Below are 12,739 nucleotides of genomic sequence, written 5' to 3' on the forward strand. Positions count from 1 at the left end.
CTGATCGGGGCAGCGGGGGTATAGTGGATGCTCGTGCGTTCGCGTCCTCCCTCCGGTCCGGGGGACGTGGACGGAAGCCGGGGAGCCCACCGGACGTGCCGGTAACGGCCGTCGGGGGCTCCCCGCGTGCTCCCCACCTGATATGCCGCAGACACACGGCATCCACGACCGAAACGTGAGAAAGAGACGTGACCCCTGTGGCTGAACCCCACACCACCTCCGGCCCTGCCGTGCCGGAAAACCAGAAACCGGTCCGTGCCGGCCTGCTGATCGGCATCATCGTGCTGGCGGCATTCGTGATGATCCTCAACGAGACGACGCTGTCCAACGCGCTGCCCGACCTGATGAAGGAATTCACGGTCGAGCCCGATGTCGCCCAGTGGCTCACGACCGCCTTCATGCTGACCATGGCCGTCGTCATCCCGATGACCGGCTACCTGATGGCCCGGATTCCCGGCCGGCTGCTGTACATCATCGCCGTGGCCCTGTTCGTCGTCGGCAGCATCATCGCCACCTTCGCCCCGGCCTTCTGGGTGCTGCTCATCGCCCGTATCGTGCAGGCCGCCGGCACCGCGCTCATCATGCCGATGCTCATGACCACCATCATGGTGCTCGTGCCCGCCGAGCGCCGTGGCGCGATGATGGGTCTCGTCGGCATCGTCATGGCCGTCGGCCCCGCCGTCGGCCCGACCTACGCCGGTGTGGTCCTGCAGGTCGCGTCCTGGCGCTGGATCTTCGGCACGATGATCATCCTCGGTGCGATCGCCCTGGTCGTCGGTGGCTGGCAGATGCGCAGCTTCCAGCCGACGACCCGCCCGCCGTTCGACGTGTTCTCCGCTATCCTCTCCGCGATCGGTTTCGCCGCGGCGATCTACGGCCTGTCGAAGCTCTCCGACCTGGCGGACGGTTTCCCGACCCAGTCGGTCATCTTCCTCATCATCGGTGTGATCGTCCTCGCGGTCTTCTTCAGCCGGCAGAACCGGCTGATGGCCCGCGAGCAGGCCGGCGAGGCGGCCGTCCCGCTGATGAACACCACCCCGCTGAAGACCCGCGAGTACGTGTGGTCGCTGGCTCTGATGCTGCTGAGCTTCTGCACCCTGTTCGGGTTCATCATCCTCATGCCGATCTTCGCGCAGAACGTCCTCGGCCTGTCCCCGCTGCAGACCGGTCTGGTCACCCTGCCCGGCGGCATCGTCATGGGTGCGCTCGGCCCGGTCGCCGGCCGTATCTACGACGGTCGCGGTACCCGCCCGATGATCTCGGTCGGTGCGCTGCTGCTGCTGGTCGCGATGCTGCTGATGATGACGCTCAACGAGGACAAGAACGTGTGGTTCCTCATCGGTGCCGCGCTGGTGCTGAACATCGGCCTGTCGTTCCTCATGACGCCGCTGATGTCCAACGCTCTCGCCGCTGTCCCGGTGCAGCTGTCCGCGCACGGTTCCTCGATCCTCAACACGCTGCAGCAGCTCGCCGGTGCCGCCGGTACCGCACTGTTCGTCGCGGTGATGGGTATCGAGGCCTCCCACTCGAACTCCGCCCCGCCGTTCGGCCCGATGATCGACGGTGTGCGTGTCGCATTCCTCATGGGTGCTGTCATCGCCGCGGTCGTGCTGGTGCTGTCCGTCCTCGTGAAGATCGACGTCCCGCGCGGTCCGCGTGAGGTCACCGAGAGCGAGGAGCAGGGCGCCACGGTCTAGGAACCGGTCCCGCCAGTCTCTCCGCCATGTGCCGGGGTACCCCCTGATACCGGGGTGCCCCGGCACAGGTGTCTCTGCCGCCCCGCCGGCCGGTCAATGCTGTTCACCGACTGTTCAGGTGTCGTCTCCGTGATGCCCGCCCAGTGCTCACCGTGGCGTCAGCAGAGTTTCGTACCGTCGTCTCCGAGCCCCGCCGCCGCCCCGGCGGCCCGGGGGCAGACACCATGACGTGACCAGAGAAAGAGCACTGTGACCAGCACCCGTATTTCCCGACCCGGCCGTGCCGTGCGCACGGCCCTCGCCGTCGTCGGCGCTTCCGCCCTCGTGACCGTCACCGCCTGCGGCAGTGACAGTTCCGGTGACGCGCCGAGCACGAACACCGCCCATGAGGCGGGCGCCCTCGCCGACCGTGCCGCCGACGGCGACATCACGGCGAACGGCGGGGCCACCCGCCTCGACGGCGACCAGACCGGTTACATCCGGGACGCCCTGCGCGACGCCGGGGCGAAGAACGTCATCCTCCTCATCGGCGACGGCATGGGCGATTCGGAGATCACCGCCGCCCGGAACTACGCGGAGGGCGCCGCCGGTCAGTTTGCCGGGCTCGACGCCCTGCCGGTCTCCGGCCAGTACACCCACTATTCCCTGGACAAGGACGGGAAGCCGGACTACGTCACGGATTCCGCCGCCTCGGGGACCGCCTGGGCGACCGGCACGAAGTCCTACAACGGTGCGATCGGCGTGGACATCCACGGTGCGTCGCAGCAGAACCTCACCGAGAAGGCGAAGGAGGCCGGCCTGGCCACCGGTAACGTCTCCACCGCGGAGATCCAGGACGCCACCCCCGCCGTCCAGGCCGCCCACGTCAACCAACGCAAATGCTACGGCCCGGAGGACACGGAGAAGTGCGGTGAGGACCTGCGGGAACGCGGCGGCCGCGGTTCCATCTCCGAACAGATCCTGGACACCCGGGCGGATGTCACGCTCGGCGGCGGCGCGGAGAGCTTCGGGCAGACGGCGAAGGCGGGTGACTGGAAGGGCAGGACGCTGGCCGAGCAGGCGTCCGACCGCGGGTACCAGCTGCCGACGAACGCCGCGGAGCTCGATGCGGTCACCGCGGCCGACCAGGACAGCCCGGTCCTCGGCCTGTTCAGCAAGGGGAACATGCCGGTGCGCTGGGAGGGCGACAAGGCGGAGAAGGAGGGCTACCTGAAACCGGCGCAGACCTGCCGGGACAACGCGGCGCGCACCGACGATGTCCCGCGCCTGGCCGACATGACCGGGAAAGCCATCGACCTGCTCAAGGAGAACCCGGACGGCAAGGACAACGGCTTCTTCCTGCAGGTCGAAGGCGCCTCCATCGACAAGGAGGACCACGCGGCGAACCCGTGCGGCCAGATCGGTGAGACCGTCGACCTGGACGAGGCGGTGCAGAAGGCCCTCGATTTCGCACAGCAGGACGGCGAGACCCTCGTCCTCGTCACCGCCGATCACGCGCACACCAGCCAGATCGTCGCTCCGATGAGTGAGGACGACATCACGGAGATGGCGGCGGACGCCGGGATCAGTGTCGCGGAGGCACGGGCCAGCGTGTACCCGGGCCTGTCGAGCAACCTGACCACGAAGGACGGCACGGAAATGACCCTCGCCTACGCCACCTCGGACAACCAGGACACGACGGACCAGGGCCACACCGGTACCCAGCTGCGCATCGCCGGCTACGGGCCGGGCGCGGCGAACGTCACCGGCCTGACGGACCAGACCGACCTGCACTTCACGGTCGCGGACGCCCTGGGTCTGTGATCTGGGTCTGTGATCAGGCGCCGACGGCGCGCAGGCAGAACCGGGCGACCTGGTCGACCAGCTCGTCGTCGGTCACCTCCGGGGCAGCGGGGGAGTGCTGTGCCAGCAGGGACTCGGTCACCGCACCGATGACGGCACGGGCGGTGATGCCGGCATACTGCGCGGGGAGCTCACCGGTGTGTATCCCGTCGCTGACGATGGTGCTGACCAGTGCGTGGTAGCGGCGGCGGAACGTCAGGCGTTCGTGGTCGACCCGGGCGCTGACCGGTTCGAAGAGCAGGGCCTGGCTGGTGTGCCGGCCGGCGAGGGCCCGGCGGGTGAAGACGTCGACCGCGGCGGTGAGCCGGTCGGCGGCGGCCGTCGGGTCGGCGGTGGCCTCCTGGACGGCGGCGAGCTCCCGGGCGGCCAGGTGCCGGTACAGCTCGGCCTGGAGCTGCCCGGTACTGCCCACCTCGGCGTGGACGGCGCCGGTGGCCAGTCCGGTGAGCCCGGCGATGTTGCGGGGGGATGCCGCGGTGAAGCCGCCGTCGGCGACGAGATCGGCGGCGGCCCGCAGGATCCGGTCGCGTTTGTCGAAGGCCGGGTGGTGGGCGGCGGTGGCGTGCCGGGTGCTGCGGGTCGTGCGGGCGGGCCTGGTGGTGGTGAACGGGGCGGTGGTGGCGCCGGTGCGCGGCGAGGTCTGCTGAACGGGGGGTGCGGTGGTCACGGGGTGTCCTTCCCGGGGTGGGGTCTGTGGTGCAGGTCACTGTCGTGACCTTCTGGGGCAGACACTACATGTTCAACGAAAGAAGGGTAGCCAAAACAAAGAGAATGTTCTGCGGCCGCCTCCGCGCACGGGACGCAACCGCGGATGCCGGGCGACCCTGTCCTGCGACAGGGACGCCCGGCGGGAGCGGTCGGGGAGGGGTCAGGCCTCGCCCTCGCCCTCGACCGGGTCAACCGGGTCAACCGGGTCAACCGGATCGACCGGGTCGACGGGGTCGCCGTTCCCACCCTGGTCGAAGATGTCCTTGATGAAGTCGGCGATGCCGTCGAAGAAGGACCTGACGCTGCCGAAGATGTCCTTGAAGAGGTCGACGATGAAGTCGAAGCTGCCCATGTCTGCTCCTGGGAGTCGGGGAAGGGAATCGGTGGAACGCGCGGGGATCCGGCGCCACAGGTGCAGAATATGTGAAAACTATGAGGATCTTCAACAGGGGAGTCCACTGTCGGGGAGGTCGGGGGGTGGGCGCGCCGTCGCGGGCAACTCTATCGCCATGAACAGCATAGATGCTGTTTTCCGTCGGCACGTCGGTCGTGGCTTCCGGAATGCCGGGGGGTTCCCGCAGGTGCCACGACGTTCAGGTTAATTAAGAAATACACATGTTGAGTGGTGGATCGTGACGGCCCGCAACGACGGCGGCGACCCCGGAGCCGCAGGCCTATGCCGGACGGCGGGGGTGGCCCGCCCGGCACCGGCCGTGCCGGACGTCGCTACGCCCGCCCGACCAGGTACCCCAGATCCACGCCGGCCGACAGCGTGCCGTACTCGATGCCGCGGGTGGCGGGATCGACCCGACCGGCCAGGAAGGCCTCGGCGACCGGGGTCGGGGCGTTCGTCAGCAGGATCTGTGCCTGCAGACTCAGCGCCAGATTCTCGATGAGCTGCCGTGCCAGGGTCGGGGCACCCGCCGGGTCGGCGGCCGCGGACTGCAGCAGGGCGGTGGTGCGGGCCAGCTGGGCATCGTAGCGCGGGTCGGCCCCCGCGCTCTTCTGCAGCTCCGCGGTGAACGCCGCGACCGAGGCGGGCTGCTTCGCCATCGCGCGTAGCACGTCGAGGGCGATGACGTTGCCCGAGCCCTCCCAGACGGCGTTCACCGGCGCCTCGCGCAGGCGGCGGGCCATCGGGAACAGCTCCGTGTAGCCGTTGCCGCCGAGGCACTCCAGGGACTCGTAGGCGTGGTGGGTGCCCCGCTTGCACACCCAGTACTTGGCCACCGCGGTGGCCAGCCGCCGGAAGTCGGCCTCGGTGCTGTCGTCCGGGGCATCGTGGGCATCGGCGAGCCGCAGCGCCGTCCACGTCGCCGCCTCCGCCTCGAGCTGCAGGTCGGCGATGACATTGGCCATCGCCGGCTGGTCGATGAGCGTGGCCCCGAAGGCGGCGCGGTGCCGGGCGTGCCAGGCGGCCTCCGCCACCCCCTGGCGCAGGCCGGCGGCCGACCCGTAGATGCAGTCCAGCCGGGTACGGTTCACCATCTCGATGATGGTGCGCACCCCGCGGCCGGGCTCGCCGACCAGCCAGCCGACGGTGCCGTCGAGCTCGATCTCGGAGGAGGCGTTCGACTTGTTGCCGAGCTTGTCCTTGAGCCGCTGGATGAAGAACGGGTTGCGCTCCCCGCCCGGCAGGATGCGGGGGATCAGGAAGCAGGACAGGGCGTCCCCTCCGTCGCGGCCGGTGCCGTCGGTCTGGGCGAGCATGAGGAAGGCGTCCGACTGCGGTGCGGAACAGAACCACTTGTGGCCGGTGAGCGTCCACGTCCCGTCGGCGTTCGGTACCGCCCGGGTGGTGTTCGCCCGGACGTCCGAGCCGCCCTGCTTCTCGGTCATGGACATGCCGAAGATCACGCCGTCCTTGGTGGCCGCGTCCCGCAGCTCCGGATCGTAGCTGGTGGACAGCAGTTTCGGCTCCCAGAAGTCCGCGAGGTCGGGGGAGAGGCGCAGGGCGGGCACCACCGCGTGCGCCATGGAGACCGGGCAGCCGTGGCCGGGTTCGATCTGGCTGACCAGCATGAACCCGGCGGCGCGTTCGGCGTTCGCGCCGGGGCCGGGGTGCGCCCACGCGGAGGTGTGCAGCCCGTTGTTCACCGAGTAGCCCATGATGCGGTGGTAGGCGGGGTGGAACTCGACCTCGTCGACCCGGTTGCCCCACCGGTCGTGGCTGCGGTGGACCGGGGTGTACGTGTTCGCCAGCTCCGCGTCGTGCTGGTAGGACGCGGTGCCGACCTCGGCGCCGATCGCGGTGAGCTTGTCCGTGTCCGCCTGCGGGGCGAAGGTCGCCAGCGCCTCGACGAGGGCGGGGTTCGAGGTGAACTCGTTGATGTCCACCCGCGGGGCGGACTGGTTGAACACGGTGTGGGTGGCGTGGCCGGTGTGGCTGTTCTGGCCGGTGGCGGGGACTGTGGCGGTCATTGTGGCGCTCCTAACGCTCGGAGACAGAAGGTGGTGACGGTTGCGATGAGGCGGTCGGGGTCCGCCGGTGGCGCGGTGGCCGTGCCCTGGCCCGGTGGACTGAGCCGGCCCATGAGGGCTTCGGCGTTCGCCCCGATGACGGCGCGGGCGGTGACCGGGGCGTCCTGCGCGGGGATCTCCCCGGCCCGGACACCGCCGTCGATGATCCGCACCACCAGGTCGTGGTAGCGGCGGCGGAAGATGAGGCGTTCGGCCTCGACCAGGGGGTTGACCGGCTCGAACAGCAGCGCATCGGCGGTGCGCGGGGCCCGCAGGGCGCGCCGGGAGAATGTGTCGAGCAGAGCGCTGAGCCGGTCTGTGACATGCGGTTCGGCGGCGTCGACCGCCTGCTCGACGGCCGTGTACTCGTGGTCGGCGAGGGTGCGGAAGATCTCGGCGAGAAGCTCCTCGCGGGTGCCGAAGTAGCGGTAGACGGTGCCGGTGGCGATGCCCGAGGCGTCCGCGATGGGGCGGACCGCGGCGGCGGCGAACCCGCCGTCGGCGATGAGCGAGGTCGCGGCGGCGAGGATGGCCGCGCGCCGGGTTTCGGCGTTGGCGCGGGTGTTCTCGGTCGGCCGGTAGGGCATGTCGGTGCTTTCTGCGTCGAAGGCTTCCATGAAGATGTGAACTGTGGTTCACTGTGAGGCAGATTACATCACCGTGGGAAAGGAAGCCACCTGTGAACCTCTACGACGTCCTCGAATCCACCGTCCGCCGCCGCCCCGACCACCCCGCCGTGGAATGGGACACCGGGTCGCTGACCTACACCGAACTCCGGGACGCCGCCTGCCGCGCCGCCACCGTGTTCACCGACGGTGGCGTCCTGCCCGGGGACCGGGTCATGGTCATGACCCTCAACGACCCCGGGTTCCTCGTCGCCATGTACGGCCTGTGGCGCTGCGGCGCCGTGCTCGTCCCGGTGAACCACAAGATGACCCCGCCGGAACTCGCCCAGATCGCCGCCAACTCCCGCGCCGTCCTCGGCGTGGTCAGCGACCGGTTGGCGGAGACCGCGCAGGAGGGCGCCCCGGACATCCCCTGGCTGACCACCGGCCGGGAACCCGGCACCTTCGAGGACGCCGTGGCGGCCGCCGCGCCGTACCGGGGCGACCTCGCCGACGAGACCGACTACGCCCAGGTGCTCTACACGTCCGGCTCCACCGGCAACCCCAAGGGCTGCGTGATGACGCACCGGGCGGTCAGCGCCATCGCACCGAACATGGTCTCCAACATGCCCTTCACCCCGGACGAACGCATGCTGATGAGCATGCCGGTCTGGCACGCCTCGCCCCTGAACAACTGGCTGCTGACCACCCTGTTCGTCGGCGGAACCGTGGTGCTCATGCGCGAGTACGACCCGGCGCAGTTCCTGGCCGTGCTCGAGGAGCGGCGGATCACCGCCGTCTTCGGCGCACCCGTCGCCTTCATCGCCCCGGTGCAGCTGGCGCGGGCCGGCGTCGGGGAGGGCGTCCGGCAGCCGTCCGACTACGACCTGTCCGCGGTGAACATGCTGATCTACGGTGCCGCGCCACTCGGCGAGGAGATGGCCCGGATGCTCATCGACGCCTACGGCACCGACCGCTTCTACCAGGTCTACGGCATGACCGAGACCGGGCCGTCGGGCACTGTCCTGCATCCGGCCGACCAGGTGCGCAAGGCCGGGTCCATCGGCCGCGGCGGCATGCTCGGCGTGGACCTCAAGGTCGTCGCCGAGGACGGGTCGGAGGTCGTGGCCGACGGGGAGGGCGAGATCTGGATGCGGTGCGACTCGATGATGAGCGTCTACCTCTCGAACCCCGAGGCCACCGCCGAGGTGTTCCTCGACGGCTGGTACGTCACCGGGGACGTCGCGAAGGTGGACGCCGACGGGTACATCTACATCGCCGACCGGAAGAAGGACGTCATCATCACCGGCGGGGAGAACGTCTACTCCTCCGAGGTCGAGGAGGCGATCCGCGACATGCCCGAGGTCCGGGACGTCGCCGTGGTCGGCCGCGTGCACCCCGAGTGGGGCGAGACCGTCGTCGCGGTCGTGGTGACCGACGAAGGGCAGCTGCTCGGGGTGGACGAGGTCCGGGCCCACCTGGCCGGCAAGCTGGCGAAGTACAAGATCCCGCGGGAGGTCGTCGTCGCCCGCGGCCTGCCCCGCAACCCGTCGGGCAAACTGCTCAAGCACGTCATCCGTGCGGAGGTGAACGCGTAGGGACGGTACCGGCGGTGGGGGCTCAGCGGGTGCGCAGCGGGGTGATCAGCGGGTGGTCGAGGAACCGTAGGTCGGGGGATTGGCCTTGTCGTACTCGTCCTGCCCGGCACCGACCAGCGCCCCACCGACGATGCCGAGCAGCACGGTGGCGGCACCGACCACCTTCCAGTGGCGGGGGACCGGGGTCGGCCGCGGTGCGGGGGCGAGGCCGGCGGCGATGGCGGCGTCCTCCTCGGTGAGCAGGGCCGACAGTTCCCGGTTGCGGCGGACGTCCTCCTCCCACGCGGTCAGGGCCTTCCTGTCGATGTGTCGGCGGGACAGCGGCCAGGCGCAGGCCAGGGTGACTGCCGCACTGATGCACAGGCCGCCGAGGGCGTACGGCACCGAATCGCCGAACTCGGTGAAGGTGCCGAGGAAGGCGAGGACCCCGCAGACCGCGCCGATCCACAGCAGCACGGTGGAGATCAGGCCCGGGCGGGTCGCATGGACCTCCTGCAGCGCGGCGACGGTGGTGTTCGCGACGCGGGACGCCGTGGACGCGGCGGGGGCCGCCGGCGCCTGTTGCGGCTGGTACTGCGGCTGCGGTGCCGCGTAGGGGTTCGACGGCCCGGGTTGCCGGTCCTGCGGGACCGCGTACGGGTTCACCGGGCGGTTCCGGGGATCGGGGGTGGTGTGGTCGGTCATCGTGATCTGGCTCTTTCTGGTGCAGCTGCGCCCGGCGGATGCGGGACAGTCCACAGCGTAACCGGCCGGTAGGACAGGATCGTTACCGTGCAGAACGGATGTTCGGGGCGGTGTGCCCGGGCCACCATGTGGGGGCTCCGGATTATGCGCCGACATATCCGGCATTCTGTGGCAGCGGTCGACGGAAAAGTCGGCGCATATGCCGGGCGCGTGTGCCGCCGGCGGCCCGGATGTGTGGATGCCGGCGGAATTCCCGGGCTGCCACCCCCTGGTTCCCGCGTACCCTCGGCGTCACAGCGTCCTGACCAGCAGGGCGTCCGGAACTGCACGAGAACGGAGACCTCCGATGAGGGACGTCGAACTCAACCCCCTGTTCGCCCGCGCCGGGGAGGCGACGAGCTTCCCGCGCCACCGCATCCCGGAGAACGGCAGCCTGCCGGAGACCGCCTACCAGCTCATCCACGACGAGGCGATGCTCGACGGCAACGCCCGGATGAACCTCGCCACCTTCGTCGGGACGTGGATGGACGACCACGCCGACCGGCTGTACCGCGAGGCCTTCGACAAGAACATGATCGACAAGGACGAGTACCCGGCCACCGCGGAGATCGAGAACCGGTGCTGGAAGATGATCGCCGCCCTGTGGAACGCACCCGACCCGGAGCACACCATCGGCAGTTCCACGGTCGGCTCCTCGGAAGCCTGCATGCTCGGCGGGCTCGCGCTGAAGCGGCGCTGGCAGCACCGGCGGCGGGCGGCGGGGGAATCCACCGCCACGCCGAACATCGTGCTGTCCTCGGCGGTGCAGGTGTGCTGGGAGAAGTTCTGCAACTACTTCGACGTCGAACCCCGCTACGTCCCCGTCACCGCGGAGCACCGGGTGCTCGACGGGCATGACCTGGACAGTTACGTCGACGAGAACACCATCGGCGTGGTCGCGATCATGGGGGTGACCTACACGGGCATGTACGAGCCGGTGAAGGAGATCGCCGCCGCGCTCGACGACATCGAGGCCCGCCGCGGCCTGGACATCCGGATCCACGTGGACGCCGCCTCCGGCGGCATGATCGCCCCGTTCCTGCAGCCCGACCTCGAATGGGACTTCCGCCTGCCGCGGGTGGCCTCGATCAACGTCTCCGGGCACAAGTACGGACTGGTGTACCCGGGACTCGGCTGGATCGTGTGGCGTACGGCGGAGGATCTGCCCGATGACCTGGTCTTCCGGGTGAGCTACCTCGGCGGCGACATGCCGACGCTCGCCCTGAACTTCTCCCGCCCCGGCGCTCAGGTCCTGCTGCAGTACTACCTGTTCCTGCAGCTCGGGATGGACGGCTACCGGCGGGTGCAGGGCAACACGATGGAGGTCGCCGAGTACCTCGCCGGCGAGATCGGCCGGATGCCGGACTTCGAACTGTGGAACGCTGACCTGGACATCCCCGTGTTCGCGTGGCGTCTCGCCGACCGGCAGGACGCCGCTGCCACGTCTGGACGGCAGCGCCGGTGGACGCAGTACGACCTGTCCGAACGGCTGCGGATGCGCGGCTGGCAGGTCCCGACCTACCCGATGCCGGACGCCCTCTCCGACGTGACCGTGCAGCGCATCGTGGTCCGCAACGGGATGAGCCATGACCTCGCGACGCTGCTGGTCCGCGACATCCGGGCCTGCGTGCACTACCTCGACGGGCTGGACGCCCCGCTGCCCTCCAGCGCGGACGGGAACCGCAGCGGGTTCCACCACTGAACCCCGGCGCTGCGCTCGCGACGGCCCGGTCGACGCCCCGGTGACGGGCGGTTGACTTCCCCGGGAACCCGGCTATGGTCGAGCATGACGACATCATTTGTTCTGCGAAAACAGAGGGAATGGAAAAATGAGTATGCCGAGGTCAGGCGCCCGGCTCCTCCGGGTGGCGGCCATAGCCGGTGCACTGGTGCTCATCGGCCTCATCCTCTGGATCGACGTCACCACCGCAGTCTGGCAGGAGGTGGTGATCCTCTCCGGGCTCGCCGCCGGACTCGTGACCTTCCTGCTCACCGTCCTCGTCCTCGACAAGGTCATCGCCCGGTCGACGGCCCGTCGGTGGGATCCGGTGAACCGGCTGGCGCTCACCGAATTTCTCCATGCCATCGCCGATGACGACCGCAGTGAGATCTCCCGGGGTCACATCGTCGCCCGCGCCCTGCCGGGCATCGACCGCACCGAGGCTCTGCACCCCCAGCTCGTCGACCTGCGGGAACGGATCCTGGAGGAACGCGCCCTGCTCTCCGACGTGCTGAGCCGCTGGACCGATTTCCTGGCGTCCAGCGGAGACAACGAGGAGGTCCTCCGGCACGTCGCCGGAGTTGCCCTGCACCTTGACCGGGCGCGGGACGCCGCCCTGGTCGCCGAGCTCGACGCCTCCCCGGAGAACCTGACGGCGCTCGAGAGGGAGATCACGGACTGCAACGGGTACTTCACCGCGCTCGAGGAGGAGTTGCGGAGCAGGCTGGAGGTTGACCGGTCGCCGCGGCTCCGGCGCCCCGGAAGCTCCGGAAGCTCCGGGACTTCCCAGCGCCCTGCCGTGGCGTGAGCGGTGGCGGACGGGTCGACCTGCCGTTGACCCGGCGGCTCTCTACACCGCCGCCTCGATCGCCGCGACGACCGCCGGATCGTCCGGTGTGGTCTGCGGCCGGAAGCGGGCGAGCACCGTGCCGTCGGAACCGACGAGGAATTTCTCGAAGTTCCACTGGATGTCGCCGGCCTCGCCGTCGGCGTCCGGAACCTGGGTGAGCGCCCGGTAGAGCGGGTGCCGGTGATCCCCGTTGACCTCGGTCTTCTCCAGCAGGGGGAAGGTGACGCCGTAGGTGGTGGAGCAGAACGTGTCGATCTCCTCGGCGGTGCCGGGCTCCTGGCCGGCGAACTGGTTGCACGGCACGCCGACGACGGTGAGGCCGGCCGGATGGTCGGGGCCGCCGTAGGTCTGCTGGAGTTTCTCGAGTGCCGTGTACTGCGGGGTCAGTCCGCACTTCGAGGCGACGTTGACGATGAGCAGCGGTCCGCCGAACGACGCGAGGTCGAGTTCGGAGCCGTCGAGGGCACGGACGGGGCTGTCGGGGATGGTGATGGTGTCGGTGGTGTCTGCCATGGGGCCAGGGTAGGCCAGGGGCG

The 12,739-nt window shown here is 69.7% G+C and carries 11 protein-coding genes; 5 read left to right on the top strand and 6 right to left on the bottom strand.

The genetic code is table 11. From position 1 onward, the window contains the following. Positions 1-197 precede the first annotated feature (197 nt). Positions 198-1,697: a DHA2 family efflux MFS transporter permease subunit gene (locus FSW06_RS09960; protein WP_010122486.1), complete on the top strand. Its 1,500-nt coding sequence runs from the start codon at positions 198-200 to the stop codon at positions 1,695-1,697. Between the two features lie 249 nt (positions 1,698-1,946). Then, positions 1,947-3,500: an alkaline phosphatase gene (phoA, locus tag FSW06_RS09965; RefSeq protein ID WP_010122485.1), complete on the top strand. Its 1,554-nt coding sequence runs from the start codon at positions 1,947-1,949 to the stop codon at positions 3,498-3,500. A gap of 13 nt (positions 3,501-3,513) precedes the next feature. Here phoA and FSW06_RS09970 read toward each other — a convergent pair whose 3' ends face one another. The 4 genes from FSW06_RS09970 to FSW06_RS09985 form a co-directional block, all read right to left on the bottom strand. Beyond that, positions 3,514-4,206 (bottom strand): TetR/AcrR family transcriptional regulator, encoded by a 693-nt coding sequence (locus FSW06_RS09970; protein WP_010122484.1) that lies wholly within the window; start codon positions 4,204-4,206, stop codon positions 3,514-3,516. Positions 4,207-4,407: 201 nt separating this feature from the next. Continuing rightward, positions 4,408-4,599, bottom strand: coding sequence for a hypothetical protein (locus tag FSW06_RS09975; protein ID WP_010122483.1), 192 nt, complete (start codon positions 4,597-4,599; stop codon positions 4,408-4,410). A gap of 374 nt (positions 4,600-4,973) precedes the next feature. Next, on the bottom strand, positions 4,974-6,668 hold the full coding sequence (locus FSW06_RS09980; protein WP_010122481.1) for an acyl-CoA dehydrogenase family protein: 1,695 nt from the start codon (positions 6,666-6,668) through the stop codon (positions 4,974-4,976). Continuing rightward, positions 6,665-7,324, bottom strand: a complete 660-nt coding sequence (locus FSW06_RS09985; protein WP_010122480.1) for a TetR/AcrR family transcriptional regulator — start codon at positions 7,322-7,324, stop codon at positions 6,665-6,667. Before FSW06_RS09985 ends, FSW06_RS09980 begins: the two co-directional genes overlap by 4 nt. Positions 7,325-7,386: 62 nt before the next feature. Between FSW06_RS09985 and FSW06_RS09990 the strand changes: the two genes are divergently transcribed. Beyond that, on the top strand, positions 7,387-8,910 hold the full coding sequence (locus tag FSW06_RS09990; protein WP_010122478.1) for a class I adenylate-forming enzyme family protein: 1,524 nt from the start codon (positions 7,387-7,389) through the stop codon (positions 8,908-8,910). Between the two features lie 45 nt (positions 8,911-8,955). Here the strand turns inward: FSW06_RS09990 and FSW06_RS09995 are convergent, their stop codons facing one another. Then, on the bottom strand, positions 8,956-9,594 hold the full coding sequence (locus FSW06_RS09995; RefSeq protein ID WP_010122477.1) for a hypothetical protein: 639 nt from the start codon (positions 9,592-9,594) through the stop codon (positions 8,956-8,958). 346 nt (positions 9,595-9,940) lie between these two features. On the opposite strand from FSW06_RS09995, the gene gad reads away from it, so the two are divergent. Together gad and FSW06_RS10005 are read left to right on the top strand one after the other, a co-directional pair. Further along, the gene (gene gad, locus FSW06_RS10000) at positions 9,941-11,335 is read left to right on the top strand and encodes a glutamate decarboxylase (protein WP_010122476.1); all 1,395 of its coding nucleotides are present in this window, start codon (positions 9,941-9,943) and stop codon (positions 11,333-11,335) included. Positions 11,336-11,468: 133 nt separating this feature from the next. Continuing rightward, positions 11,469-12,161: a hypothetical protein gene (locus tag FSW06_RS10005; RefSeq protein ID WP_040430975.1), complete on the top strand. Its 693-nt coding sequence runs from the start codon at positions 11,469-11,471 to the stop codon at positions 12,159-12,161. A gap of 42 nt (positions 12,162-12,203) precedes the next feature. On the opposite strand, the gene FSW06_RS10010 is transcribed toward FSW06_RS10005, so the two are convergent. Then, positions 12,204-12,716 (bottom strand): glutathione peroxidase, encoded by a 513-nt coding sequence (locus FSW06_RS10010; protein WP_010122474.1) that lies wholly within the window; start codon positions 12,714-12,716, stop codon positions 12,204-12,206. Positions 12,717-12,739: the final 23 nt, after the last annotated feature.

Origin of the sequence: Corynebacterium nuruki S6-4 (assembly GCF_007970465.1) — a bacterium.
Lineage (GTDB): Bacteria > Actinomycetota > Actinomycetes > Mycobacteriales > Mycobacteriaceae > Corynebacterium > Corynebacterium nuruki.